This is a genomic window from Sporosarcina sp. P19, from assembly GCF_002743165.1.
In the GTDB taxonomy this organism is placed as follows: domain Bacteria; phylum Bacillota; class Bacilli; order Bacillales_A; family Planococcaceae; genus Sporosarcina; species Sporosarcina ureae.
The window spans coordinates 137,920-163,538 of the sequence record NZ_PDYR01000004.1 but is presented as its reverse complement, the minus strand read 5'-3'; the positions used below and the strand labels follow the sequence as shown (position 1 = coordinate 163,538).

Annotated in this window: 27 protein-coding genes and 2 riboswitches; of the genes, 8 read left to right on the top strand and 19 right to left on the bottom strand. The window is 41.6% G+C overall.

What is annotated here, in order from left to right; translation table 11 throughout:
* Positions 1–148: 148 nt before the first annotated feature.
* The 8 genes from CSV74_RS06905 (at position 149) to ahpF (ending at position 8,214) form a co-directional block, all read left to right on the top strand.
* A complete protein-coding gene (locus CSV74_RS06905; RefSeq protein ID WP_029053378.1) occupies positions 149–745 on the top strand; it encodes an N-acetyltransferase in 597 nt (198 codons plus the stop codon).
* 148 nt (positions 746–893) lie between these two features.
* A complete protein-coding gene (locus CSV74_RS06900; protein WP_099691099.1) occupies positions 894–1,994 on the top strand; it encodes a helix-turn-helix domain-containing protein in 1,101 nt (366 codons plus the stop codon).
* A complete protein-coding gene (locus tag CSV74_RS06895; protein ID WP_029053380.1) occupies positions 1,991–2,218 on the top strand; it encodes a PLDc N-terminal domain-containing protein in 228 nt (75 codons plus the stop codon). Before CSV74_RS06900 ends, CSV74_RS06895 begins: the two co-directional genes overlap by 4 nt.
* On the top strand, positions 2,202–3,098 hold the full coding sequence (locus CSV74_RS06890) for an ABC transporter ATP-binding protein (RefSeq protein ID WP_099691098.1): 897 nt from the start codon (positions 2,202–2,204) through the stop codon (positions 3,096–3,098). The genes CSV74_RS06895 and CSV74_RS06890 overlap by 17 nt, the downstream gene beginning before the upstream one ends.
* Positions 3,095–3,859 (top strand): ABC transporter permease, encoded by a 765-nt coding sequence (locus CSV74_RS06885; protein WP_099691097.1) that lies wholly within the window; start codon positions 3,095–3,097, stop codon positions 3,857–3,859. The genes CSV74_RS06890 and CSV74_RS06885 overlap by 4 nt, the downstream gene beginning before the upstream one ends.
* Before the next feature lie 95 nt (positions 3,860–3,954).
* Complete coding sequence (guaC, locus tag CSV74_RS06880; protein WP_099691096.1) at positions 3,955–4,938, top strand: GMP reductase; 984 nt, start codon at positions 3,955–3,957, stop codon at positions 4,936–4,938.
* Positions 4,939–5,580: 642 nt separating this feature from the next.
* Positions 5,581–5,678, bottom strand: a riboswitch (guanidine-I (ykkC/yxkD leader).
* A 414-nt stretch (positions 5,679–6,092) separates the two neighbouring features.
* A complete protein-coding gene (gene ahpC / locus CSV74_RS06870; protein ID WP_029053385.1) occupies positions 6,093–6,662 on the top strand; it encodes an alkyl hydroperoxide reductase subunit C in 570 nt (189 codons plus the stop codon).
* A gap of 13 nt (positions 6,663–6,675) precedes the next feature.
* Positions 6,676–8,214, top strand: a complete 1,539-nt coding sequence (ahpF, locus tag CSV74_RS06865; RefSeq protein WP_099691095.1) for an alkyl hydroperoxide reductase subunit F — start codon at positions 6,676–6,678, stop codon at positions 8,212–8,214.
* 276 nt (positions 8,215–8,490) lie between these two features.
* On the opposite strand, the gene CSV74_RS06860 is transcribed toward ahpF, so the two are convergent.
* The 19 genes from CSV74_RS06860 to mdh form a co-directional block, all read right to left on the bottom strand.
* Positions 8,491–8,940 (bottom strand): hypothetical protein, encoded by a 450-nt coding sequence (locus tag CSV74_RS06860; protein ID WP_099691094.1) that lies wholly within the window; start codon positions 8,938–8,940, stop codon positions 8,491–8,493.
* Positions 8,941–9,023: 83 nt separating this feature from the next.
* Positions 9,024–9,242 carry a TIGR04104 family putative zinc finger protein gene (locus CSV74_RS06855; protein ID WP_099691093.1) on the bottom strand — a complete coding sequence of 73 codons (219 nt, stop codon included), beginning with the start codon at positions 9,240–9,242 and terminating at the stop codon, positions 9,024–9,026.
* Between the two features lie 101 nt (positions 9,243–9,343).
* Positions 9,344–9,808 (bottom strand): YrvL family regulatory protein, encoded by a 465-nt coding sequence (locus tag CSV74_RS06850; RefSeq protein ID WP_143560749.1) that lies wholly within the window; start codon positions 9,806–9,808, stop codon positions 9,344–9,346.
* Between the two features lie 458 nt (positions 9,809–10,266).
* Complete coding sequence (locus tag CSV74_RS06840) at positions 10,267–10,467, bottom strand: hypothetical protein (protein ID WP_143560747.1); 201 nt, start codon at positions 10,465–10,467, stop codon at positions 10,267–10,269.
* Positions 10,468–10,675: 208 nt separating this feature from the next.
* On the bottom strand, positions 10,676–11,635 hold the full coding sequence (locus CSV74_RS06835) for a bile acid:sodium symporter family protein (RefSeq protein WP_099691089.1): 960 nt from the start codon (positions 11,633–11,635) through the stop codon (positions 10,676–10,678).
* 202 nt (positions 11,636–11,837) lie between these two features.
* Positions 11,838–12,143, bottom strand: coding sequence for a Zn-ribbon domain-containing OB-fold protein (locus tag CSV74_RS06830; RefSeq protein ID WP_099691088.1), 306 nt, complete (start codon positions 12,141–12,143; stop codon positions 11,838–11,840).
* 4 nt (positions 12,144–12,147) lie between these two features.
* Positions 12,148–13,281, bottom strand: coding sequence for a thiolase C-terminal domain-containing protein (locus CSV74_RS06825; RefSeq protein ID WP_099691087.1), 1,134 nt, complete (start codon positions 13,279–13,281; stop codon positions 12,148–12,150).
* The gene (locus CSV74_RS06820; protein WP_099691086.1) at positions 13,278–14,759 is read right to left on the bottom strand and encodes a class I adenylate-forming enzyme family protein; all 1,482 of its coding nucleotides are present in this window, start codon (positions 14,757–14,759) and stop codon (positions 13,278–13,280) included. Before CSV74_RS06820 ends, CSV74_RS06825 begins: the two co-directional genes overlap by 4 nt.
* A 2-nt stretch (positions 14,760–14,761) precedes the next feature.
* Positions 14,762–15,238, bottom strand: a complete 477-nt coding sequence (locus tag CSV74_RS06815; protein WP_099691085.1) for a PPC domain-containing DNA-binding protein — start codon at positions 15,236–15,238, stop codon at positions 14,762–14,764.
* A complete protein-coding gene (locus tag CSV74_RS06810; RefSeq protein ID WP_199170325.1) occupies positions 15,222–15,923 on the bottom strand; it encodes an SDR family NAD(P)-dependent oxidoreductase in 702 nt (233 codons plus the stop codon). The genes CSV74_RS06815 and CSV74_RS06810 overlap by 17 nt, the downstream gene beginning before the upstream one ends.
* Before the next feature lie 17 nt (positions 15,924–15,940).
* The gene (locus tag CSV74_RS06805; RefSeq protein ID WP_099691083.1) at positions 15,941–17,263 is read right to left on the bottom strand and encodes a TRAP transporter large permease; all 1,323 of its coding nucleotides are present in this window, start codon (positions 17,261–17,263) and stop codon (positions 15,941–15,943) included.
* On the bottom strand, positions 17,260–17,745 hold the full coding sequence (locus CSV74_RS06800) for a TRAP transporter small permease (RefSeq protein ID WP_029053404.1): 486 nt from the start codon (positions 17,743–17,745) through the stop codon (positions 17,260–17,262). The genes CSV74_RS06805 and CSV74_RS06800 overlap by 4 nt, the downstream gene beginning before the upstream one ends.
* Before the next feature lie 18 nt (positions 17,746–17,763).
* Positions 17,764–18,798, bottom strand: a complete 1,035-nt coding sequence (locus CSV74_RS06795) for a DctP family TRAP transporter solute-binding subunit (RefSeq protein WP_099691082.1) — start codon at positions 18,796–18,798, stop codon at positions 17,764–17,766.
* A gap of 265 nt (positions 18,799–19,063) precedes the next feature.
* Complete coding sequence (locus tag CSV74_RS06790; protein ID WP_099691081.1) at positions 19,064–19,837, bottom strand: YibE/F family protein; 774 nt, start codon at positions 19,835–19,837, stop codon at positions 19,064–19,066.
* Positions 19,834–20,961, bottom strand: coding sequence for a YibE/F family protein (locus CSV74_RS06785; RefSeq protein WP_369823699.1), 1,128 nt, complete (start codon positions 20,959–20,961; stop codon positions 19,834–19,836). The genes CSV74_RS06790 and CSV74_RS06785 overlap by 4 nt, the downstream gene beginning before the upstream one ends.
* Before the next feature lie 134 nt (positions 20,962–21,095).
* Positions 21,096–22,211: a CdaR family transcriptional regulator gene (locus CSV74_RS06780; RefSeq protein WP_158231763.1), complete on the bottom strand. Its 1,116-nt coding sequence runs from the start codon at positions 22,209–22,211 to the stop codon at positions 21,096–21,098.
* 75 nt (positions 22,212–22,286) lie between these two features.
* Positions 22,287–23,561 carry a ribonucleotide reductase N-terminal alpha domain-containing protein gene (locus CSV74_RS06775; RefSeq protein ID WP_099691078.1) on the bottom strand — a complete coding sequence of 425 codons (1,275 nt, stop codon included), beginning with the start codon at positions 23,559–23,561 and terminating at the stop codon, positions 22,287–22,289.
* Positions 23,562–23,733: 172 nt separating this feature from the next.
* Positions 23,734–23,910, bottom strand: a riboswitch (cobalamin riboswitch).
* A gap of 166 nt (positions 23,911–24,076) precedes the next feature.
* On the bottom strand, positions 24,077–24,247 hold the full coding sequence (locus tag CSV74_RS16615; protein ID WP_158231762.1) for a hypothetical protein: 171 nt from the start codon (positions 24,245–24,247) through the stop codon (positions 24,077–24,079).
* A gap of 376 nt (positions 24,248–24,623) precedes the next feature.
* Complete coding sequence (mdh, locus tag CSV74_RS06770) at positions 24,624–25,574, bottom strand: malate dehydrogenase (protein WP_029053410.1); 951 nt, start codon at positions 25,572–25,574, stop codon at positions 24,624–24,626.
* Positions 25,575–25,619: the final 45 nt, after the last annotated feature.

The following is a 25,619-nucleotide window of genomic DNA, read 5'->3' as shown; positions in this document are numbered from 1 at the left end:
TTATTCTATAAAACAGCTTTATTTATTACCAAAAAAAGAGTATACTAAGTATGAGGATTTTTTTCTGACCTCTTTTTTCCTCACATTGTTTGATCCCCAAACAAAAAGCTCCAGGTACATTCATTACCTATGGAGGAGAATTTAACACATGCATTGGTACAACAAATTGAAAGAGTATTTTCCAATCGAAGAGATGAAGTCGCAGGAACATATGGAGACATTACTGAATGATAAAGGCAATGTCTACTATAAGGAAGAAGGACCAAAGCACGTATTGATGTACGTAGAAACGGAGGACTTCGTTTTCGTAGACTATCTTTTCGTATCTTCAGCCGCACGTGGTGAAGGGTTAGGAAAAAAACTGCTGGATTCGTTGAAAACCAAGAAAAAACCGATCTTACTGGAAGTGGAACCAGTTGACGAAGCCGAACCAGATACTGAGAAACGACTGAAGTTCTATGCACGTGAAGAGTTCATGCACGCACAGAAAATCGGCTATAATCGTCGTTCATTAGCCACTGGCGAACAAACCATCCTCGAAATTCTATACTGGGCACCCCCGCAGTCATCACAAGCGGATGAACAAGATGTATTCAACGCGATGAAAACAACCTACGAAGAAATTCACACCTACAAAGACCAAGATTTCTATGGTGATTCATACGATTCCACTGATAAAGTTCTGCAATATCAAGCAAAACCAAAAAAGAATATTTTAGAACCTTTCACAACAGTGAGCGTATGATCAGAAGCCGGTCTTTCATAGACCGGCTTTTTGTGTACTGATACATAATATCTCGGTAGTTTACTCCCCTTCTAAATAGTCACCTAACAGTTGATTGAATCAACAAGTGTTTAACCTTACACTGAATAAAAGAGAAAGGTGGGAGGATATGCTGCAAATAGGCACTGTGATTCTACAACAACGAAAGCGACTTCAAATTACACAAGATACACTAGCTTCTTATTGCCAAGTATCGAAAGCTTCTGTATCGAAATGGGAAAAAGGATTAAGCTATCCGGATATCACACTGTTGCCGAAAATTGCCTCGTATTTTGAATTGACCGTTGATGAACTGCTTGGCTATGAACGACAACTTTCTAAAGAAGCCATCCAACATCACTATTATGAATTCGCATCCCGTTTTGGTAAAGAATCTTTTGAATCGGTTTTCATTGATATAGAAGAACAAGTTAAATTGTACTACCACGATCCTGCATTCTTACTGCAGATGAGTATATTACTGCTCAATCATCATATGTTGAGTAGTGATAGTCCCTCTGTTTTACGGAAAACTAATCGCTGGTTGGAGCGAATTCGAAAAGTAAGTGAAGATGTATGGGTCTTACGTCAAGCAAACTCCTTACAGGCAACAATTTCGCTCATGCAGTCAACCCCAAAAACTACATTGGAATTATTAGACGGAGTCATCAAGCCGAGTATCGGAGACGAGATTTTGCTGGCAACTGCTCATGAACAACTTGGTGATCAAGAGGAAGCGATGCGCGTCATTCAAGTCATGATGTATCAAAACGTCATTCAACTTGTCGGTAGCAGCCCGCTCTATTTACGACTTTCCGCTTCTAATCAACAAGCGTTTGATGACACCATTCATCGGATGAATGGATTGATCGAGCTATATGCATTGCGTACTCTTCATCCGAATATGTGTCTGCAATTTTATTTCAGCGTAGCGCAATGTGCAGCTCTTTCTGTTAACCGTGAGTTACTTTACCCGTATCTTAATAAATACGTGGATATATGTGTTCATGATTTACTCCCCTTTTCCTTACGCGGAGACGAATACTTCAATTTACTAGAAGATTGGTTAGAACAACTGGATTTAGGTGCCAATGCACTGCGCAATACAGAGATCATTAAGCGATCGATCATAGAATCGATGGATGCCGATTTCTTTGAACCATTTAAACAAGACGATGAGATGCAAGAGTTACGGCAACGACTACGCTTTGGACTGGAGGGGCGTTCATGAATAACGACATGGCTTTATTTATGGAATATCTACCATTTTTAATTCCGCTCATTATTTTGCAACTGGGATTGGCTATTTTCTCGGCGATACATGTCATTCGCCATCCTCACTACCGCTTCGGCAATCAGGTCATGTGGCTGTTAATTGTATTATTGATCCAATTTATCGGGCCATTAATCTATTTCGTGTTTGGAAGAGGTGATCACAATGGTCGTACAAATTAATGGTATTTCGAAGCGTTTCGGAGATCATGAAGTGCTGAAAGATATACACCTGGATATTCCTGAGCATACTGTTTTCGGATTTGTTGGTGCTAACGGTTCTGGCAAAACGACACTGATGAAATGTATTCTAGGGTTATTACCACTTAATGCAGGATCCATTACAATTGCGGGTGAACCCGTAACGTTCGGCGAGACAAAGTCCAATCAATATGTCGGCTACTTGCCCGACGTTCCAGAATTTTATCCCTTCTATAATGCAATGCAGTATTTGGAGTTATGTGCAGTCATTACAAATATACCCCAAAAAGAACGTCAAAGAAGAATAGCAGAATTACTTGAATTGGTCGGACTTGCTGGCACCACTTCCTTAATTAGTACGTATTCTCGAGGAATGAAACAACGACTCGGAATCGCACAAGCACTTCTAAATCGCCCTAAATTGTTGATTTGTGATGAACCTACTTCTGCTTTGGATCCGGCCGGACGTGCACAAATTCTTTCCATTTTACACAAGGCAAAAGAAGAAACAACTGTTTTCTTCTCCACACATATCGTTTCGGACGCTGAACAAATCTGTGATCATGTCGCTATGTTGCATGAAGGGACTATTATATTCCAAGATGAACTGGCGAATTTAAAACAACAAATTACGGGTCAATTCATTTTCACATTTACATTACCTGTAGCAGAAGCACACGAACGATTGCGACATACCCCATTCGAAATGAAGATTGACAGCGAGCAATTAGTTGTAAATTTACCTAATGAAAGTACGCAATTGGCTTTCATGCAAGAACTCATTACTCAGAAAATCCTTATACAGTCGATGCATCCCAAAACACGTTTGCTCGAGCAACTCGTCTTGGAGGTGCTTGGATGAATCAGTGGCTTGGTTTTTTGAAGAAGGAATGGTTCGAAAGTGTGAAGACGTATAAGTTATTTCTTATCCTAGTCATATTCTCGATTCTTGGTATATTAAATCCATTTACAGCAAAAATCTCTCCGGTGTTATTCGAGGAATTCATGCCTGAAGGTGCACTCGTCAATCTACCTGAACCTACCGCACTCGATTCTTGGCTACAGTTCTATAAAAACGTCCCACAGATGGGATTAATCGTGTTTATTCTATTATTCAATACGCTGATGTCGAAGGAATTGGAAAAAGGTACGCTTGTGATTTTGCTAACGAAAGGCTTACGTCGCAGTACCGTAATTACGACAAAATTCTTTATGGCTCTTTGCTATTGGACACTGGCTATCACGCTATCATTCACCATCACCTATGCTTACACTGCTTATTATTGGGATCAAAGCCAACTGCAACATTTACTATTTGCAGCCAGTTGCCTGTATGTGTTCGGCATACTATTACTAGCGGTTACGTTATGGGGAAATACCTTATTCGCTACACCCTATGGCGGAACACTGGTCACCTTATTAGTCGTTATTACATTATTTATTGCGGCTATATTTCCTAAGTCCGCCAATTGGAATCCCCTTGAATTACTGACGGCTTCCACTCAGCTATTAACCGGTGAACTAACACCTTCAGACTTATGGGGTCCTTATACTATCACGTTGTTTGCCGCAATTTTAGTCGTACTACTGACTATGTCCCATTTCAAAAGAAAACTACTTTGAAAGCGTTGACAACGAATAAAAAATCATGTAAATTACAAAAGGACGAACAATCCAACTGTTTTATATGAAAACATTCGTTTATAGAGGTGATTGTAATGGAAACCGTATTTGACTATGAAGATATTCAGCTAGTTCCAGCAAAATGTGTGGTAGAGAGCCGCTCAGAATGTGACACTTCCGTTATGTTAGGTGGTCATACGTTCCGTTTACCCGTCGTTCCTGCCAATATGCAGACGATTATTGATGAAAAGATTGCGATTCAATTAGCAGAAGATGGCTATTTCTATATTATGCACCGTTTCAAACCTGAAACGCGTGTAGATTTTATTAAAAGTATGCACGCACGCGGTTTGATTGCTTCAATAAGTGTCGGCGTGAAAGAAGAAGAGTATGGATTCGTTGAGCAACTTGCGATTAACGCACATGTTCCTGAATTCATCACGATCGATATTGCGCACGGTCATTCCAATCAAGTCATTCGCATGATCCAGCACATCAAAAAGCATTTGCCGATGAGCTTTGTCATTGCAGGCAATGTAGGTACACCTGAAGCTGTCCGTGAGCTCGAAAACGCTGGTGCTGACGCGACAAAAGTGGGTATCGGGCCAGGTAAAGTTTGTATCACGAAGATCAAAACAGGATTCGGAACAGGTGGCTGGCAACTTGCGGCTGTTCGCTTATGTGCGAAAGCTGCTTCCAAACCAATCATTGCAGACGGCGGAATCCGTACACATGGCGACATCGCAAAATCTGTACGTTTTGGTGCAAGTATGGTCATGGTCGGCTCATTATTCGCTGGTCACGAAGAATCTCCTGGACAGACTGTAGAACAAGATGGTCAATTGTATAAAGAATACTTCGGTTCAGCTTCTGAATTCCAAAAAGGTGAAAAGAAGAATGTAGAGGGCAAGAAAATGTTCGTGGAATATAAAGGTCCATTGAAAGATACGTTGATTGAAATGGAACAAGATCTTCAGTCTGCTATTTCTTATTCCGGCGGCAAGACACTGAGTTCCATACGCAATGTAGATTATGTTATTGTGAAGAACTCGATTTTTAATGGTGATAAAGTATTTTAATGAAGTATAACCGGTTAGAGACTATTCTCTAACCGGTTTTTTTACGTTGTAGTGTATTTATACTGAACATAGAGGTCATTGAGGTGTTTTTAAGAATTATATCCAAACGAAACTGCAAACACGAACGCAAATATGGATAAGACAATGATAATTGAACAGATTATCGTTATGACCAAGGTTAAGCTTTTGGGCATATCAGAACGGTTTTTCCAAATAGCTATAAGTAAAAACATGTTGACTAATAGAATGATTAAAAAAATAGAAAGAAGCATATATCGCTCTTTAATCACAAACCATACATCCATTGCGTTTGCTCCTTTCTGATAACTTTTAACTTAACAGCCTGTTTCTCTGAATGCATAGGCGAGGATCATTTACACCAGATAGTATTTGTAACGGGATAGTGGTTGGAACCCTTTGGTCTGCGCTGCAACCGGAAGCACATGTGCCGCCGTAATCATTAAATAGTTGCTCACTATGATCAAAATCATCGTTCCAGCCCATGTCCAAAAATCATAAGCGTGTGTTAATCCAATCACATAAAAAAGCCGCTATAAAACCTTTAATTCAATTTCGATTCATGTAATGACCCTTCACAATCAGTTGTAAATTATAAAGCTTAGGAGAACACTGTTTAATAGCATATTCCAGGCTCTTATCCTTCCGTGACATAGAAAGATCTATGAGTTTTCTCTAGGACCAGTCCAACAATTTGCTGCGGAACCCTAGAAAGCATTTAGTCATTCAATTTAATCACTACGTTACAGTAAAATGTAACATATTTCCACAATGATCTGGTCTGGATCCCACACAAAGTCTCTTACATTAACACGCCCCGCAGTTGTACAGATTAGTTCTTCACCCTCAATTTGACTTGTCCAATTTGGTTTATCCATCAATTGCTTAGTTTAATCCCTTCCACTGCTTTCGAGCCAACTGGTAATCATTCAATTTAATTGAGAATAAGGGAGAATGCGGGTCGTATACTATCATCTCCCCGGATAATATATAATGACATTTTACTAGACGAAATCAATATGGTTGACAACTCTTCAGGTTTATATAATAATTATTACGTAATTAGAATTATTATATTCTATAACTTAAACAGATGACTGCATTAGTCATCAAAAACACTTTAGGAGGAATCATTCATGTCAATGATCGGAAAACAAATCGAAGAGTTTACAGCAAATGCGTACAACAGTGGTAACGGGGAATTCATCGAAATAACCCAAGAAAACTTTAAGGGAAAATGGAGCGTAGTTTGCTTCTACCCAGCTGACTTCACATTTGTCTGCCCTACTGAACTCGAAGACCTTCAGAACCAATACGAAACATTGAAAGGCCTCGATACAGAAGTATACTCCGTTTCAACGGACACACACTTCACACACAAAGCATGGCACGACCACTCAGATGCCATTAGCAGCTTACGCTACATCATGGTCGGTGACCCTTCACAGAAAATCTCTCGTATTTTCGACGTGCTAGACGAAGAAGCAGGTCTTGCACAGCGCGGTACATTTATCATCGATCCGGACGGCGTCGTGCAGGCAGCAGAAATCAACGCAGACGGAATCGGCCGTGACGCAAGCGTTTTAGTCAATAAAATCAAAGCAGCACAATATGTCCGCAACAATCCGGGCGAAGTATGTCCGGCTAAATGGCAGGAAGGCAGCGAAACACTGAAGCCAAGCCTGGATCTTGTAGGTAAAATTTAAGGAGACGGTTTATATGTTAGATGCGAATATTAAAGCGCAGTTAGCCCAATATCTCGAGATGATGGAAAAGGAAGTCCAGCTAAAGATCAGCGTGGGCTCCGACAAAGTAGCACAGGACATGCAAGAGCTAGTGGATGAACTGGCTTCCATGTCTTCTCTCATCAAAGTAGAAAAAGCAGAATTGGAAAGAACTCCAAGTTTCAGCATCAACCGCCCTGGCGAAGATACCGGCATTGTATTTGCCGGTATTCCGCTTGGTCACGAATTCACCTCTCTCGTCCTAGCTTTGCTCCATGTGAGCGGCAGAGCGCCTAAAGTCGATGATCAGGTGATCGAGCAAGTGAAGAACATTGAAGGAACGCATCACTTTGAATCCTATATCAGCCTGAGCTGTCAGAACTGTCCGGAAGTCGTACAGGCGCTGAACATCATGAGCGTACTGAATCCGAATATCACGCACACGATGATCGACGGCGCAGTCTTTAAGGATGAAGTGGAAAGCAAAAACATCATGGCGGTTCCGACCGTATACTTAAACGGCGAACCATTCACGAACGGCCGCAAAACAATCGAGGAAATTCTTGTGGAAATGGGAAGCGGTCTGGATGCATCCGACTTCGAAGACAAAGACCCATTCGACGTGCTCGTTGTCGGTGGAGGACCAGCCGGCGCAAGCGCAGCAATCTACGCTGCCCGTAAAGGGATCCGCACAGGCATCGTTGCTGATCGTTTCGGTGGTCAGATCTTGGATACCGCAGCGATTGAGAACTTCATCAGCGTCAATCGCACGGAAGGACCGAAGCTTGCGGCAAGCCTTGAAGAACACGTGAAAGAATACGATATCGATATCATGAACCTGCAGACAGCGAAACGTCTAGAGAAAAAGGATCTCATTGAAATCGAACTAGAAAACGGCGCAGTTCTCAAGAGCAAGACTGTGATCTTGTCGACAGGAGCGCGCTGGCGCAACATTGGCGTGCCAGGCGAAGCGGAATTCCGCAACAAAGGCGTGGCCTACTGCCCGCACTGCGATGGCCCATTATTTGAAGGCAAGGACGTAGCAGTAGTCGGTGGCGGAAACTCCGGTATCGAAGCGGCGATCGACCTAGCAGGCATCGCAAGGCATGTCACCGTGCTCGAATTCGCACCGGAACTAAAAGCGGACGCGGTCTTGCAGGAACGCCTTAACAGCCTGCCGAACGCGAAGGTGTTGACGAACGTCCAAACGAAGGAAATCACCGGCACTGATAAAGTCGATGGTGTCACGTATACAGACCGTGATTCCGGTGAGGAGCATCATATCGAACTGGACGGCATATTCATTCAAATCGGACTCGTGCCGAACACGGACTGGCTCGGTGATTCAATCGAACGCAACCGCTTCGGCGAGATTGTGGTCGATAAGAAAGGTGCGACGAACGTACCCGGCGTATTTGCGGCGGGCGACTGCTCGGACAGCCCTTACAAGCAGATCATCATCTCTATGGGCTCCGGCGCCACCGCTTCCCTCAGCGCGTTCGATTATCTCGTACGCAGTAAAGTGGAAGTCTAATAATGAAAAGATGCAGGAAGGCTATAAGCCCTTCTGCATCTTTTTTGCATTTTGCTCTTACGAATTAGCGCCCAATAACGGGATAGTGGTTGCAACCCGTTGATCTACGTTGCAGCCGGACGCGTTCCGGAGGGCGGGCGGTGAACCACACTCCTCGCTACGCTCGCTAGGTGTTTCACCTGTCCCGCTGATCCTCCCGGAGTCGCCGGCTTCCACTCCGATCAACTAGCTGACTACAGTGAAGCACTGCGACAATCGCCCCCTAAAGCTGAAGAACTAATCTGATACACCGTAAAATTTGTAACCATCTACAATTCGAGGAAATTCCTGATTAGTTACTTCTAACCAACTGGTTTCCACTATAGTATCGTCATTTGCATTTATTTCTGCTACAGTTTTATTTGATTCCCTTGTAACAAAGTAAAGATTTGCTTGCTTTACCACATCTAAATGTTCTTTAGAATAATACTTTACAGCTTCTAATGATGCTTTTGATTCAACGCCAACATCAAATTCTGCATCATCATTACTCCATGTTTCAGAACTCGGAAGCATTTTAACCTCAATGTTTAATTCTCCATCCGCAAAATCAACAACAGAGAAATCATAAAAGTTTTTACTTTTGTCTTTTAAGTAAACTTGTATTTTTTCTTCTTCGCTTTGGGTGCAAGCACATAACATTAAAGTAAAAGTTAATAATAACAGGAACAAAACATACTTTTTCATCGCTAAACCTCACATCCTTTAACATCAGATAATGGCCCGTTTGGTGCATTGTCCTTATCACCTAAACGCCCCCATTTAGGGAATTACCAAAGGGGTTCATCTTTTCCACTTAATTTAATTTTTGAAATTATAAACGGAACAAATATTAAACTTAACCATCCCAAAGTTAATAACCTCTGCGATTCAGCAGAGATGTATTGTCTGTCACTACAATTGGGGCAGTCTTTTTCCTTTTTTGAAAATCCAAGGGCGATTATATCTTTGGCATTCCACTTGTAATTACAGTTAGTGCAACGTGGCATGATTATCTCCTCCTATTTTTCCTTACCCAATATTCACAAAATGGCCCATTTGGTGCGCAACAGTTGTTCAGTTAACGCCACCCGTTAAAGGAGGTCTAATATTATATACTACCTCTTTTTTTATCATCAAACACTATGTCAATGCTGACTATAAGAAGTGCTGTTAAAAATACTGCTAAACTTGATAAAACCACTGTTGTCATTAATTCATTAACAATATATATAACAATCCAGCTTAAAATTAATTTAATTAGAGCTATCCAAACCCATTTTTCTTTACTAGGTAGGTTTGCTCTCGTTATAAAAAATAACGTGATTTGCTCTATTATTTCAAAGAAAATGCCAACCAAAAAAGTAATGAATATGAATAGCAGTAAAGATCCAATTGATCCATAAGAAACACCAATCAAAGAGAAAAAACCTGCTAGACCAAAAATAATTCCACCAAAAACTATACCAATCGATACTGCAACCAGTAGAGTCATTGCTACCCCAATAATAACCTTATCCCTAAATTGCAACACAATCACCTTTTCACTTAATCCCTTAGCCAAAGTTTTAATCATAAAAATTAATCCACTATTATTTGGCCCATTTAAGACACAAACCTTATACAACAATTGCTCCTTTTGGTCGTAAACAATATATCCTTAAATTTTGACTTCAGTTGGCGTTCACAAGATAACCCACAAACATAAATATGAAAAAGCTGAAAAACATAAAAATATTAGCCACGATTAACCAATATTTTCTTATCAATGTTGCGAATAAAATTCCCACTGGAGCAATAATAAAAGTCACTAAAAATAAAGGACTGGCTACTTGGAAAACTATATTAGGAATCCAAGCTAGTATACAAATTAATAAACAAGCCAAGGATATTACTTTGAAGTTCTGGTTGTCCATTCCACGCGCCCCCTTACCATCTGACACAATAATGCACCGACTATAACTCTTCAAAATGGCCCGTTTGAAGCACAAGTCTTGTACCGTTAAAGCCCCGATTCCAAAACATCTTGGTCTATTAAAGTCTTTTGCGTTTAAGATTAAAAATAAATTCAAACAGAAAGGCAACTGCTATACCGCTTAAAAAAATATAACCGGGAGAAAATAAAGCACTTCCCATTACCGAGTAATAAAAGTAGTTTATTGCCGTAATTAGCATGTATGCATAAAAGCCAAAGAAAACTCCCTTTTTCCAATTGTGTGATTCATTCTCATTCATCGACTTGAAGAACCTCATAACATCACTTCCCTCACCTCGTGAAATCGCCCGATTGTTCAATACTGACTTCACTTCAATTCGTCAAATTTATCCAATAGTATATCATTACCATTTTTAAAATCATAACTTTTGCAAGAAATTTACCAATATAAAAAGCGATAAAATTTTTATCGCTTTACAGAAAAAATATCTTGAGTTCTAAATTTCATTAGCTGTTACCATCCGCAGCAAGTCGGAATTTGTTCTCGAATAGACTTGCCATTAAGGCGCCAATCGTTAAGTTCATTACCATATTAGCAACTGCAGGTACAGCCGCAAGTGATCCGAAGTGTTCCATTGCAAGCGTTGCGGCGAGAGCTGTGTTGCAAATACCCGTGTGGAATAAAATGGCGCGGGCGTTGCGCTCGGGTACACCTAGCCATCTCGAGATAAAATAGCCTGCGCCCATTGGTATGCTGACTTGTAATGTGACTGCTATGAATACAAGCGGCAGCACGGATAAGTTCTCAGACAAGGCTTGCTGGGCATTGGATATGACCGATAGGATGACTAGAAATAGAGCAAGTTGGGACAAGACTCCGGTATATGGTTTAAACTTCTCCACTTGGCGCTGAAACTTCCATTGAATCAGTAAACCGCCAATTAAAGGGAAGAACACGATATATATAATGTTAAGAAATAAAGGCCAGAATTCAATTGGAATAAAACGTCCTGCAAATGTCTGCAATAAAATCGGCGTCAACACAGGAGAAATAAATGTATCTAGCGTCGCCATCGTAATACTGAGCGCCACTTCTCCTCCTGCAATAAATGTATAAATATTTGCAGACGTTCCGCTTGGTACGGTTCCCGCCAAAATAATACCGGTTGCGATTTCTGCTTGATTGCCGAAAAATAAATAGGCAATTGCTATCGACACCGCGACCATGATCGTCCATTTCAACAAGACACCCAGTAAAGCATATTTCGGATGTTTGATAACCTCGATCAGCTTCTCCGATGAAAGCGATAAGCCCATTAGAAAGAAGATCGTCCCTAATCCAAAGCCCGTCAATTGCCGGATTGAAATGAACGCATCCGGAATGATATAGGCGATGATGGATAAGAGTATGATCCAAAGTGGTAAATACTTTGAAATGATTTTTGATATGGTTTGTATAGTTTTCATTTATTTCTCCTCCTTGCGAGGAAGTCCGTCTTTGTGTTTTGCTATGAGCGGTTAGACCGTCGCTATGAGCGCTTATCGAAGCACTATGATCAGTCAAAGGCCGTGTATGAGCGGTTAAAGCATTCCATAGAGCACTCGCTCCGCAACTATGAGCGCTTTTCATGAATCTTTGAGCGTTCAGCATAAAAACCTCACTGATCAATCAGCATTTCCGATATATATACGCCCCATCCTCTACATAATCCAATTCCGCCACGTCGCCAATCTCAACATTTCCATCCGTTCTTACCGTAACCTTAGCTTTGGATTCATCTAACTGAATAAGTGCCACTGTGTAAGGAGCAAGATGAGCAAATTCAGCAGGTGCAATATGGATATCTGTGTAACTATAGACCGTACCTTTCGATGACACGTCTTGCTCTTGCAACTTGCCTGTTCCGCAACTCGGACAACGGTATTTATTCGAGACACTAGCATATTCACACTGATCGCATTGATAGACTTTCATCTCTTCACAACCTTTCTAGAATATGAACAGTGGAGTACGAACCTGTTCCACCCAAGTTTTGTGCCAAAGCGAGTCGGGCATGTTCTACTTGATTTGGTGCAGTACCGCGAAGTTGTTGGACGAGCTGATACATTTGCGCAACACCGGTTGCACCGATTGGGTGACCGCGTGACAATAATCCCCCACTCGTGTTCACTGGTTTATCGCCAGTCGCCTTCGTTCGACCTTGTTCCACCGCAAGCCAACCTTCTCGTTTATTGAAAAAGCCTAACTCCTCAATCGCAAGCATTTCCGTCATTGAGAAACAGTCATGAATTTCCACGACGTCGATATCTTCCGGGCCGACGCCTGCTTTTTCATATGCCAAGCGACCTGACTCTCGTACTGCGGGCAATGAAAGTAAATCGTCCGCGTCTTGCATTTGTGTAGGTCCTGAACTTTGTGCAGATGAACGGATATGGATAGCACCTTTTTTTCGCGTAATGACCAATGCTGCCGCCCCATCCGTTGTTGGCGAACAATCAAATAAGCCGAGTGGAGACGTAATAATACGTGCCTCTATAATCTCTTCCATCGTCGTTGGCTTCTGGAATTGCGCCAAAGGATTATGTAAAGCATTTTCACGATTCTTCAACGCAATCATCGCCAAATGCTCTTTCGTAGCGTCCGTTTCATAGAAGTAACGGTTCGCGAGTACGCCAAAGAATCCAGGGAATGTGAGACCTGCCTGCTTTTCATTGGAATCGTTATCCATTGCGGCATTGATCGCCTGTGTAACGTCAGCAGTCGAAGCATGTTTCATCTTCTCCACACCCGCTATTAAGACCGTATCGTATTCGCCACTTAAAATTCCCATGATTCCTTGACGAAGCGCAATCCCCCCTGATGCACAAGCACCTTCTACTTTGGCTGTCGGGATATAGCCGAGTCCTAGTTCATTGGCAACTAAGGCGCCGAGGATTTCTTGATTACCGATCGAGCCACCCATAAAGTTGCCGACAAACACCGCATCAACTTTTGGATTTCCTGCATCTTCAAGTGCTTCTATCGACGCTTCAACTAACAACTGCTTCATAGACTTGTCGACAAATTTCCCGAACTTCGTCATGCCAATTCCTTCGATATAGACATTCGTCAAGACTGCACCTCCACATGCTGATTGCGTAATTCCCGTTTTAAGATTTTACCGTACGAGCTTTTCGGTAGTTCATCTACAATATACATCTCTTTCGGTTTTTTGAAGCTCGCCATATGGTCTAGACATAATTGAAGTAATTCTTCTTTCATCACGGGCTTAGTACCGTTCGGAACGACATATGCAATGACATTTTCTCCCCACTTATCGTCAGGTACACCGATAACGCATGTCTCTTTTACCCCGTCATGCTTATTGAGGACTTCTTCCACTTCCCTCGGATAAATATTGACGCCTCCTGAAATAATGACGTCTTTTTTGCGGTCCACGATATGCACATAGCCCGCCTCACTTTTCCAACCGAGATCACCAGTTTGTAACCAGCCGTCACGTAACGTTTCATTTGTCGCCTGTTCGTTATTCCAGTAACCTTTCATGACAAGGGAGCCTTTACAAACGATTTCTCCAACTTCACCTGCCGGCAGTTCAGCCCCTTGCGCATCGACAATCTTTACATCAACAAAAGGTCCGACACGCCCACAGGATTCCAGATGATCGCCAAGTTCGCGTTTCGGCATCATCGTAATACACATCGGCGCCTCAACTTGACCGAATGTCTGTGCAAATATCGGCCCTGTCAGAGCGAGTGCTTGCTCGAGCTTACTTGCAGCAATCGATGAACCGGCCATATTAATCGTCTTAATTGTAGATAAATTCTTCGGATCAAATTTCGGATGCTGGATCATTAAATTAACCATTGTAGGTACAAGGAAAATAACAGTGACTTTTTCTTTCGTTAAATTATGAACGAATTCTTCAGGCTCAAACTTATTGAATACAACTTGCGTTAATCCATACAGCCACGCTACATGCGACAGGAAGTTACTGCCGTGTGTCAATGGTGCAACATGACCTATCACATCGTCGTAATCGGTCTCACAAGCAAGCGCTAGTGACAAAGCTCCCGAAATGATGTTGCGATGACTCAACATCACACCTTTTGGATTTCCTGTCGTACCGGATGTATACATAATCGCAAAAATATCCTCTTCCACAATCTCTGTTGTACATGTAGCCCCCCTATTTTGTTCAATCACTTGTTCATACTGCTCGCCGATTGTTAGCGCTTGGATGACTGTATCGATTGGTTTTATTAACTCTGATTCACCAATGATCAACTGAACATCAGCATCGTCCAGCATATACTCATGCTCTTTCGGATGAAGCCGATAGTTTAACGGTACTTTGATGACACCTGAGATTGCGGCCGCTACGTCAAGCTCAATATGTTCCAGGCGATTCGACGATAGAACGGCGAATCGGTCTCCCTTTTCAAGACCCACCTTCTTGAAGTATGCTGTCAGCGCAAGTGCTCGTTGCATCAGTTCATGAAACGTAAGTGAGCGTATTTCATCTTTCACAGCGATTTTATTCGGATACGCTGTGGCTGACTTCATTGCTAGTTTACCGATTGTCTCCAACGTCACTCACTCCTTTTCGTAAAATGAAATAAGGGGATACCTGAATATTCATCTGGCATTCTATGAACACGTGTATTAGATACCGGGAATATAATGAATTCTACTGTAATCGCCACAGGATTTTCTCCTCTAAGAAAATGACCGCCATTCATTTGTTTATTGCAGTCTATATACAGTCCATGGAAGTGAATATCCAACTGTTCTTCTTCATCGTAGCCAACAAATCCTGAACCTGAAAGTAGTTCGACGGGGGTGTCTGAGACAAGCCGTTCGGAATACTGTAAACTTTTATCCGGATTTTGCTGGGGTTGTACAATGGTCGCATACGCAAGAGAGCCTATACATTGAAATTGAGCTGCTTCGACATGATGCTGCTTACACACTGCGAGAATACCTTCAAATAGATCGGTACCTTTCTTCAAACGTCCGGTAATTCGATTCGTTTTCTCGTCATATACCGCTTCAATTGGGTGATTCAATACAAAACCCTCCATCCATTTTCAGCACTTGTCCTGTCGTATAGTTAGATTCAGATGAGGCAAAGTACAGAACGGCTTCTGCGATACTCGCCACTGTGCCTGTTTGATGGATTGTCGCCTTGTCCAAATTGGTCATAACTACAGGTGCAACTGAATTACAAGTGATTCCATACTCACGAAGTTCTTTAGCGGTCTGCTTGGTCAATTTACTAACTGAATCCTTAGAAGATGTGAACATTCGTTCTTTATCGGAACTTGAAATCGAACTGATGTTAATGATACGACCATACTTCTGCTCCACCATATACGGTGATACTCCTTGAATAAATAAAGAAGTTGCTTGCGCAGTCGAATCTGCTTCCAGTTCCCAATGATCAACAGACGACTGGTTTTCATTATGGGTAGTACATCTACACATATTGTTCACTAAGATATGTAATTCTCCAAAGGCATCCGATGCTCTAGCGATTGCCGCGTTCACAAATTCTTTATCACGAACTTCGCCCAAGCATTCTAAATAAACCGCTTTGTCCCTAAATGATTGAATGGCTTCCAACGTCCCGGCACAACTCGCTGAATCCACCAGTACGACATTGGCACCTTGTTGTGAAAGAAGGAGGGCCGTCTGGGCACCAATACCATTGGCAGCCCCTGTGACGATCGCCGTCTGTCCTTTCAGTTTCATAAGCAACCCTCCTCAATCTACTTGATATTTAGTAAATCTGGTAAAAATGTAGAGATCTGTGGAATATACGTAATGAGTAACAAGATAATGATGGAGGAGACAACGAAAGGCAAAACCCCTTTCGATATTTGCCCTATTGAAGTATTCGATATGCCCGCGGCTACGAATAAATTGAGACCGACTGGCGGAGTGAAAAGGCCAATCGCTAAGTTGACTGTCATAAAGACACCGAATACTGTTGGATCGACATCGAACAATAGCACAATCGGCAATAAAATCGGAATGAAAATATAGTAGGCAGAAATTGCGTCGATAAACATCCCGGCAATTAGTAAAATGATATTGATTAGCAATAAGATTATAATTTTATTATCTGAAATACTTAACATCACGTCTGAAATCTGTGTAGCAATTTGCTCGGTTGTGATGATGTATGCGTAGACACTCGCCGCACTAACGATAAACATGACGACTGCCGTCTGAATTCCTGCTGCCACTAAGATGTCATATAGCTTCTTCAATGTCAGTTCGCGGTAAATGAAAAATCCAATGAACAGACTATAAAATACCGCCACTACCGCTGCCTCTGTCGGTGTAAAGTATCCACCATAAATACCACCTAAAATAATAACAGGAATTAATAAGCCCCAGATGGCATTTCCAAAGGCTTTAAAGCGTTCCGCGCTTGTTGCCGGTTCCATTATGTACTGTTGCGATATCGGACCCTCACGTTTTTCCTGTCGATACCTAACGAACAAGGCAGCTATAATAAATCCAACGCCCAATAGCAATCCAGGAATGACCCCTGCCATGAACATCCTTCCGATCGATACCGGAACCTGATCGCCCGCCACTACAGCAAAGACGATAAACGCAATACTAGGTGGAATGATGATACCGATTGCTCCGGAACTTGCTACCAAACCGGCCGCAGTTTCCGTTTTATAACCGTTCTTCACCATACCCGGAATTAAAATACCACCTATCGCGGCAACCGTTGCAGGACCTGAGCCAGAAATTGCTGCGAAGAAAATTGCTGTCATGACGGTTACAAAAATAATTCCGCTTTTACGATGACCAACCAATGCTTGCGCAAAATCAATCAGTCTTTTGGAAATTCCCGCGTGCTCCATAATGACTCCCGCCAAGATGAAAAACGGAATCGCAAGCAACGTGAATTTTGCTACGCTCGTATACATGATATCTGCAACCAATTCCAAACCAAACAATCCACTGCCTGTAAATAACACCACAATGGATGAGATAGCTAAGGCCACAGCAATTGGCATTCGAAGCATAACTAAAATGAAAAATACGCCGAATAAAATAATCGCTGTCATATTAGCTGCTCTCCCTTCCCGTTTTGCTGTCGGAATTCAACAATCGTTACTTGGATGGAGCGAATGAAACAAAATAGGGCACCGATTGGCATCGACATTGAGAACCACCATTGCGGCCAACCAAGCGAAGGCGTTTTCTGTCCCATATCCATCTGATACTGCACCATCTTCAAACCAAAATATAAAAGAATAAAAAATAATAACATCATCATCAATCCAACCAAAATCGTAATAATATTCTTCAGCAACAGATTGCCCTTGTCATAAATCAGAGTAAAGCCAAGGTGTGCGTACTTACGCACACCAATGGCGGTTCCGACAAATGTTAACATCACAAACAAATTGACTGTAATCTCTTCTGTGAAAGAAAATGAATAATTGGCAAATCCTCTGGATAGCACATTAACGAATGCAATGGTGGACATGATGGACAGCACAATCACAACAATCCATTCTTCTAACCTATTGAATATTTTTCCCATACATCCACCCTCCAGTCCTTATTGGTCTTGGAACTTATCTAATAGATCCTTGCCCCAAATATCTTCATACTTTTTATAAACCGGTTGTACTGCTTCTGTAAACTCAGCTAATTCTTCGTCTGTTGGTGCGTAGAACTGCATGCCCGCATCCTTCAACTCTCCGATTTGTTTCTCTTCCTTTTCACGTGCCATTTCTACTTGATACTCTGCCGCCTCTTTACCTAACTTCTTCACAAGCTCCTGATCTTCTTCACTCATCGAATCAAACAATTTCTTGTTGATGCCTAGTACTAATGGATCATAGGAATAGTTCCAAGTCGTTAAGTAGTCTTGTACTTCATTCAACTTAGATGAGTGAATAACATCGATCGGGTTTTCTTGACCGTCAATCGTACCTTGCTGAAGAGATGTAAAGACTTCAGAGAACGCCATTGTCGTTGGATCGGCACCTAGTGCACGGTACAAATCTGTGTACATCGTGATTCCAGGAATACGTACTTTCAGGCCTTTCATGTCTGCAGGTGATTTAATTTCCTTTTTACTGTTTGTAATCTGACGGAAACCATTCTCTCCGAATCCGAGTAATTCTACGTTTTTTTCATTGAGAATTTCTGCGAGTGCTTCTCCACCCGCCCCATCAAATACTTTGTCTACTCCGTCTTTGTCTTTAAATAGGAACGGTGCACTCGCTACACCAAAGCGATCATCTAAGATCGAATAGATAATTGTGGAGTGAAGACTCAAGTCGGTCTGTCCTTTTGTCAAAAGCTCTACACCTTTTCCTTGGTCGCCATTTGATAGTTGTTCATTCGGGAAAACTTCAATATTGATACGACCATCCGTTTGTTCTTTCAAGTCCTGTGCTAACTTGTCTGCGGCCTGATACCAAGTAGATGAATCATTAACCGTGACAGACATTTTCAGATCGTATGATTTTCCTTCTGATTCAACCGCACCATCTGTTGATTCTTCTTTGTCTGACGAACAAGCTGCCAACATCAGCATGGCAGATAAACCAATTGCGCCTAATACACTCTTTTTCTTCATTTTCATTTGTTGTTCCCCCCAGTTTTTTTCAAAAGTCATCTAGATACTTACCGCTCCAAAAGAGTATCTATTCGAAACATTTTGTTAGTACATATAATTCTAATAGTCTGACAGTTTAATTCATATAGACTTTAGCACAATGATATATAGAGAAACACTTCTATTTTTTGTGTCAACGTCTAGTTTCTATAGAAAGCGTCTTTATTCGCTCCTTCTATTATATTAAAATAATGAAGAACACAAAAAGAGGAGCAATTTATTGCTCCTCTTTTTATACTTTATTTAACTTTTCTCTAGCCCTTACTAAATAATATGCATTAATCCAAGAAGCAATCGGTATAACTAGCGCTATGCCAAGCCCCGCGCAAAGTATCAAAATCATTTCTGAACTGAATATCTTTGAATTGACGATATCCCCAATGGAATAGTGCAAATCCTTGAACCAAATGAGCAATGCCAAATATCCACCAAAGAAAGCGAAGAACAATGTATTGGTATCGGTTCCTAAAATATCTCGTCCAATGCTGACACCAGACTTAAACAATTCCTTCTTACTTAAACTAGGTGCATGCTTAAATACTTCGTGCATAGTCGTAGCGATCGATATGGCGACGTCCATGATCGCCCCAATAGTACTCATTATAATGACGGAAGCGCCAATTTTTATGAAGTCTACACCAATATAGAGAGACATACCTGCAATTGCTTCTTCTTCCTCTTCACCAAATCCTTGAATCATTAGTTTTTTGGATACTAATACAATGAAAAACAATAATATACTAATGGTAATCATCGTTGAGATAAAAGCCATTACCGTTTTACTATTCACCTCATTAATATAAAACAAGCTAACGCATCCAATAACGATGCAAGCAATAAATGTAATGAGAATAGGATTAGCATTTGGATCCAACATAAAAAACATCGTGAAGAAGACAACACCAAAATTAAAAAATAGCGAAATGAATGATCTTGCCCCACTTTTTCCGCCTACCCAGATCATTAACACGAGTAAAATAACCGCGAGCCATACAAGTACATTCATATTCTTGCCCTCTTTCGTTCAATGAAGAAGATGGCTGTATAAAGTCCAATCGGGATCGTCAAGACGATTCCAATCCCACCAGCTAAAGCACGCGCTAATTCCAACGACAGATTCATCGAAAGTGCAAATCCTACGGGAGAAGCGTTTTTCAAATAGAGAATGAGCATGGGGATGGATCCACTTATATATGCAAAAAACAGAATGCTTGTAATGGTTCCCATAATGTCTTTACCAATATCTATGCCAGATGCTCTTAGCGCTTTAACGGATATAGTGTGATCTCTTTCATATAATGCAAACATCGAAGACGACATCGTAATGGCCACATCCATAATGGCCCCGAGTGATCCAATAAACAGCCCCGCCATGAAGATGGTGTGATAAGGACGCGTCAAAAACTGCATTTCTTCATAACGCAAACCATTCCCTGAAGTAATCCAGATGACAAGAGACGTGATGGAAAGAGATACGACTGTTGCGACTAGCGTAGCTACAATCGCGGCATACGTTTTTTCAGTGCGGCCACTGACTAGCAGGAGCGAAATCGTTGTGAATAGCAGGATACAAATCCCGCAAACTACAAGTAAACTGACCTCATAATATTTCACATAAATATCTAAAGCGAATGATAGTACCAGGACATTAATCACAAAGCCTACTATTGCTAATAACCCTTGCTTATGCCCAACAATTAATAGCGTAAAGACGAAGATCCACGCAACGATCAATACATATGTATCACGTTTTACGTCTGTGATACTTCCCATCAGTTGTTCTCCAGCATTAGAATCAATGGAGACAAATACTTCATTCCCTATACGGTACTGCTGATCGTAAGCCCCGGAAGAGGAATACTCATTGGCCAACTGGACTTCTTGGCCTTTTTCTTCTCCGTTCATGATCCTAGCTACGATTTGCTGGACAAATAGTGTGTCTTCATTACCATGCATATCTGTTACATCGGTTTCTTCCTCTAATGTTGTATCGATCACCTTAGCGATCGGTCGGTCATAAAATGAATGATTTTGATTTACAAATGCAATGGAACCAATACAGCAAAGTGCTATTATCAAAAACAGGGTCCACTGCCATGTTGTGATGTTTCGGATTCTATTCAAAACAATCCTCCTGACACTCTTAGGATAAGACGCAGTTTAATCCTACCATGAATAAGACGTAGAATTGAAAAAAACAATCTGTTTCCTCGTCTAATAAAAAAAGCTCCGATTCCACTATAGGAAGCGAAGCAATTGATCACTTATTTCTTACTAAACGACTGCTCTTCCATTAAACGCAGTGACAAGTATAGTAAGAAGACATCATGCGTACTAGAAACAGATAGTCCTGTTAACTGCTCGACCTTTTGCAGACGATAAGACAATGTATTTTTATGGATATGCAGACGTTTCGCGGTATTTTGCATCGACTGATTCTCTTCGAACCATACCGTCAAATTATTCAGCAAGTCTTTATGATCTTCCAGTGGCGCAACTGTGCGCTTAAGGAATTCCTGCTTGACCAAATCTGGAATGCTCTGCAAAATTATTTCAAGACGCAGTTCATGCTCAAAGACAATATCTCCAGATTCCTTTGCAGCATGGACTGCACGTTCTGCCTGGGCGAATGATTTAGCTAAGTCGAAATACCGTGTGGATGCACCTATACCTGCGACGACTTGTACTTTCTTGCGCCGCTTTATATGAAGCAATAGGAACTCTAACTCGTTTTTTACAGTTTCCTGATTCATTTCAGGTAATAATAATAAGATTTTATTTTGCGCCCAGCGGATCATCTTCATGGAAGGATGGATGTTTTGAATCGACTCAAATGTCTCCATTTCCTCAACGGAGAACTGTTCCAATAGATCCAGCACTTCCAAAACCACCACTTGACTGTAGAGTGTCACGTCGATTCCGAGCAGTGTCCCTCGTTCCATAAATCTTTCATCTTTCTTTGATCCTGTCAGCCAGTCAAAGACGAAGAACTCCACATCACGTACTTTTTCATCCTTCTGCTTTCGTTTCAGGGTGTCTTGGATGAACAGTTCCGCTACGCGTAAGATCAGCTGAGCCTGCGGATGAATCACATCTGGATCACCCGTCACGCCAAGTACGGCGATCGGTTCTTCTTCAATAATGATCGGCAAGACAATTCCTCTACGGACCCCTTGCAGATGCTCCGCTTCCTCGTCTGCCATACGGAGCATCGTTTTCTGGCGCATACTTAACAGTGCCCCTTCATGGAACTGATTGATTCGATCCGGTTCTGTACTCGCTTGAATGAAGCCTCTTCTATCTGTTAAGATCACTTGCTGCTGTATCAGATTCGATAATTCAGTTACTATTTCATGTCCTAATGTATCAAATTGAAACACCTGTCTCACCTCGGATGAAAACTGCTAGTCATACTTAGTTTACGCCACTTCAGTTTCCACTACAATAGAGGTGATTCAGATAAGTCGGACTTCCGGAATTCCACAGCTCCATGCCTTTATGAGCAGCTGTAATAGTTCTGCTGTTTCAATGGTTGCAGACTTCTCTAGCGTGACCGATCCGCCTTGATCGGTATGGCGCTGTTCTGCAGTTATTCGGTCGATCATGGCGATTTGCTGTTGTTTTGTCGCTTGGTATATCGAACGATGCATAACCGAGGCCGCTTTGCGCAGAGGAGTATTTATTCCGCTTCGACAGGATGCCACCTCCAAGGAACGATTTATCTCTCGGGCTACCTCTTCAATAAACAGAAGGGCCCTCTCTGAATGTAAAGCAATTTTCTGTTCAGCTATAGCGGTTTCCCATCCTGCCACTTCAATTTGTATAGTACGTCCCCATATACTTTCAATGCCGTTCAGTAAACGTACAAGTATGGTACAAGTACGTGCCAACTCCGTTTCCTGCAGTACGTACGGTAATTGAATATACGAGCATAATACTGCTTTTTCCTGTCGTTCTTTATTAGGAAAATGCACAACAATTCCTTCACTTCCAAGCAGCCGTTTCATCAATCCGATGGCAGAGACTTTTTTATGCCCAATAGAGGAACTATCAGCAGAGTGGGAAAATCTTTCACTGTTGAAGTTGTCAAATGAACATCCAAAAATACGCTCTACTTGTTCAGCATCAAATAAACACCAAGAGCCGCACGCTTTTACTTGTTCCATAAAATGATCGGGTATACGTATATGCTTTTCTTTAACCTTACTTGATAAAAATGATGCTATTCTGTCGTCAGCGATATCCATTGTATATTGCTGGACTCTCGTCTTTCGCTGATAGAACGTCTTACCGAAGAATGACATAACCTCAGCTGGCAAAGTCACATAACCATGGCTCAGCATCCAATATGCTTCCTTTACTTTCTGCAAGCGCTGGACTGTTTCATTTTGCATTGCACCCATTGCTATGAGCATAAGCCTTTCCTGAGGCAGTCCTATCCGCTTATCATGATAATCAGATGTTACAAATTCATTCATATATTGCTGCAATTGTGCAGAAGGTATCAGTCGGTCGCGTTCAGCTACAATCTGCAAGCCAAGCCATTTGATTTCACTTGCTGAATAGTTATAGATCCATTGACCGTATAACCCGTCCTGTAACAGTTTCCTTACTACTTGATGAAATCCTGAATAAACTGGTCTTCCACGCTGTTGTTCTGCTTGTTTATACAATATCTGCAACAGTGCACGTTCGTGTATACGTTCCTCATTTTGTTCACATAATCTCATGTCGCGGTCTCCTTTCGTAAACAACAAAAAACAATCATTCCGCCTCTTCGGCAAGATGATTGCAATAGTTGTGAATGAGGAAACAAATTTAGGCAACTTGAATATACTCTATACAAAATGTATAGATGCAGATACCTTTTTTGCTTCCACTCCTCAACCCCCGAAGAAAGTGTCGCTTTGACGATACGTGGCAGGTCTCCTGGCTTCACTTCATCCTTCCGCCAGTGCCTTCCCATGTCTCCATAGTGGCTAATTCTAGCGGTCGTCCGTGTGTACAGTTGCGGGGACAGCTCCGGTTTACGGATTCCCTTTTATACCTTGATAGGTACCAGCGCATCGTGCAAACTCATTTATTTGATTGACTTCATTTTATCATGGATAACATAGAGGGTGGTAGCGTTTGTTTTCAATAAGAAGGAAGACATAACTAAACAGGGTGCCTATGCAGAAAACTACTGTGAGTACATCCACAATCGTTTTTTGCTAGGCACCCTGTATCGAGCTTTCTTCATTACTTACATGAGTTGTTGTTCGCATAGACAGCCGCACTCCGCCAATCCTTGAACATACGCTTCTTCCCATGTAATCCCATGGATGAAACCATTCTCTGAGTAACCTGTGATCAAATAGAACGTCTCGTTTTGCTCTGGTAGTGCTGAATTGCTTTGATAGGTGTTGTTTTGCATAAGAATTACCTCCTGGATTTGTATTTTTCATAGTATATGCCTTGTCGGGGAAAAAAGAACATTTTCTTCGCTTTTATTAATAAAAGGCCTATTGATAGCGCTTACATTTTAAAGGCGAAAGGAAATGAGTTCTTTATATATTTCCGAACTAGTGTAATAAAGGCACGTTTAATAAATCTGTGAATTCTGTTTATTGTACCATGCAAGTAAATAAAAGTAAATATAAAAGTTGTAATTCCTTATTAACTTTTTGTCAGCTTTTAAGATAAGCTTTGACTTCTCTATCATTTAATGACTAAAATGCGCCAAAAAAACCTCTTCCTATACAAAAATATCTCCCTAAGTCCCCTTTACGACTTAGAGAGATCAGTAGTTATTAGGACAACTGCTTTTCGCAAATTTCGATCACTGCTTTAACAGAATCAGCTGACTGATCGAGCGCTGTTTGTTCTTCCTCTGTTAACGGGAGTTCGATTACACTCTCGATACCATTGCCACCCAAAACAGTAGGAACGCCTAAATAGATATTTTGATATCCATATTCGCCTTCTAAATAAGCAATAGATGGCATAATTCGTTTTTTATCTTTGATAATTGCTTCCGCCATCTCTACCAAAGCCGCAGCAGGTGCATAATACGCGCTACCATTACCTAACAACGAGACGATCTCGCCACCGCCTTTTCGAGTACGCTCCACAATTGCTTCCAATCGTTCATTCGAAATGATTTTATCCAACGGAATGCCCCCAGCGTATGAATAACGCACAAGTGGAACCATATCATCGCCGTGTCCACCAAGGACAAAGCCCGAAATATCTTCTACAGAAATATTCAATTCTTCCGAGATGAACGTATTGAAACGGGCAGTATCGAGCACACCTGATTGTCCAATTACACGATTTTTAGGAAAGCCCGTTGTTTTATAGCAAACATATGTCATCGCATCTACCGGGTTACTTAAAATCAGCACAATGCTGTCTGGTGCGTAACGCTTCACTTGTTCAGAAACAGAACGCATAATCTTCGCATTGGTCGCAACTAAATCATCACGACTCATACCTGGTTTGCGTGCGACGCCTGCTGTAATGATCACCATTGCAGCGCCTTCAATATCCTCGTAATTCGATGTACCTGTGATGCGGGAATTGAACTGTTGCACAGGACTTGTCTGAAGGAGATCGAGTGCTTTACCTTTGGTAGGATTGGAGAGGTCAGGAATATCGACTAATACGATGTCGCCTAATTCTTTCTGCGCCGCCATCAATGCGGCAGTCGCACCCGTATGACCCGCTCCAATGACTGCAATTTTATGTCGTTTGAAAGCCATGGAAACCACTCCTTTCTATAGATTTCATTATGACCGAAGAGTTTA

Bases quoted from the DNA above. Each gene is read 5' to 3' on its own strand.
- CSV74_RS06905 (WP_029053378.1), top strand. From the start codon at position 149: ATGCATTGGTACAACAAATTGAAAGAGTATTTTCCAATCGAAGAGATG.
- CSV74_RS06900 (WP_099691099.1), top strand. From the start codon at position 894: ATGCTGCAAATAGGCACTGTGATTCTACAACAACGAAAGCGACTTCAA.
- CSV74_RS06895 (WP_029053380.1), top strand. From the start codon at position 1,991: ATGAATAACGACATGGCTTTATTTATGGAATATCTACCATTTTTAATT.
- CSV74_RS06890 (WP_099691098.1), top strand. From the start codon at position 2,202: ATGGTCGTACAAATTAATGGTATTTCGAAGCGTTTCGGAGATCATGAA.
- CSV74_RS06885 (WP_099691097.1), top strand. From the start codon at position 3,095: ATGAATCAGTGGCTTGGTTTTTTGAAGAAGGAATGGTTCGAAAGTGTG.
- guaC (WP_099691096.1), top strand. From the start codon at position 3,955: ATGGAAACCGTATTTGACTATGAAGATATTCAGCTAGTTCCAGCAAAA.
- ahpC (WP_029053385.1), top strand. From the start codon at position 6,093: ATGTCAATGATCGGAAAACAAATCGAAGAGTTTACAGCAAATGCGTAC.
- ahpF (WP_099691095.1), top strand. From the start codon at position 6,676: ATGTTAGATGCGAATATTAAAGCGCAGTTAGCCCAATATCTCGAGATG.
- CSV74_RS06860 (WP_099691094.1), bottom strand. From the start codon at position 8,940: ATGAAAAAGTATGTTTTGTTCCTGTTATTATTAACTTTTACTTTAATG.
- CSV74_RS06855 (WP_099691093.1), bottom strand. From the start codon at position 9,242: ATGCCACGTTGCACTAACTGTAATTACAAGTGGAATGCCAAAGATATA.
- CSV74_RS06850 (WP_143560749.1), bottom strand. From the start codon at position 9,808: ATGATTAAAACTTTGGCTAAGGGATTAAGTGAAAAGGTGATTGTGTTG.
- CSV74_RS06840 (WP_143560747.1), bottom strand. From the start codon at position 10,467: ATGAATGAGAATGAATCACACAATTGGAAAAAGGGAGTTTTCTTTGGC.
- CSV74_RS06835 (WP_099691089.1), bottom strand. From the start codon at position 11,635: ATGAAAACTATACAAACCATATCAAAAATCATTTCAAAGTATTTACCA.
- CSV74_RS06830 (WP_099691088.1), bottom strand. From the start codon at position 12,143: ATGAAAGTCTATCAATGCGATCAGTGTGAATATGCTAGTGTCTCGAAT.
- CSV74_RS06810 (WP_199170325.1), bottom strand. From the start codon at position 15,923: ATGAAACTGAAAGGACAGACGGCGATCGTCACAGGGGCTGCCAATGGT.
- CSV74_RS06805 (WP_099691083.1), bottom strand. From the start codon at position 17,263: ATGACAGCGATTATTTTATTCGGCGTATTTTTCATTTTAGTTATGCTT.
- CSV74_RS06800 (WP_029053404.1), bottom strand. From the start codon at position 17,745: ATGGGAAAAATATTCAATAGGTTAGAAGAATGGATTGTTGTGATTGTG.
- CSV74_RS06795 (WP_099691082.1), bottom strand. From the start codon at position 18,798: ATGAAAATGAAGAAAAAGAGTGTATTAGGCGCAATTGGTTTATCTGCC.
- CSV74_RS06790 (WP_099691081.1), bottom strand. From the start codon at position 19,837: ATGAATGTACTTGTATGGCTCGCGGTTATTTTACTCGTGTTAATGATC.
- CSV74_RS06775 (WP_099691078.1), bottom strand. From the start codon at position 23,561: ATGAGATTATGTGAACAAAATGAGGAACGTATACACGAACGTGCACTG.
- CSV74_RS16615 (WP_158231762.1), bottom strand. From the start codon at position 24,247: ATGCAAAACAACACCTATCAAAGCAATTCAGCACTACCAGAGCAAAAC.
- mdh (WP_029053410.1), bottom strand. From the start codon at position 25,574: ATGGCTTTCAAACGACATAAAATTGCAGTCATTGGAGCGGGTCATACG.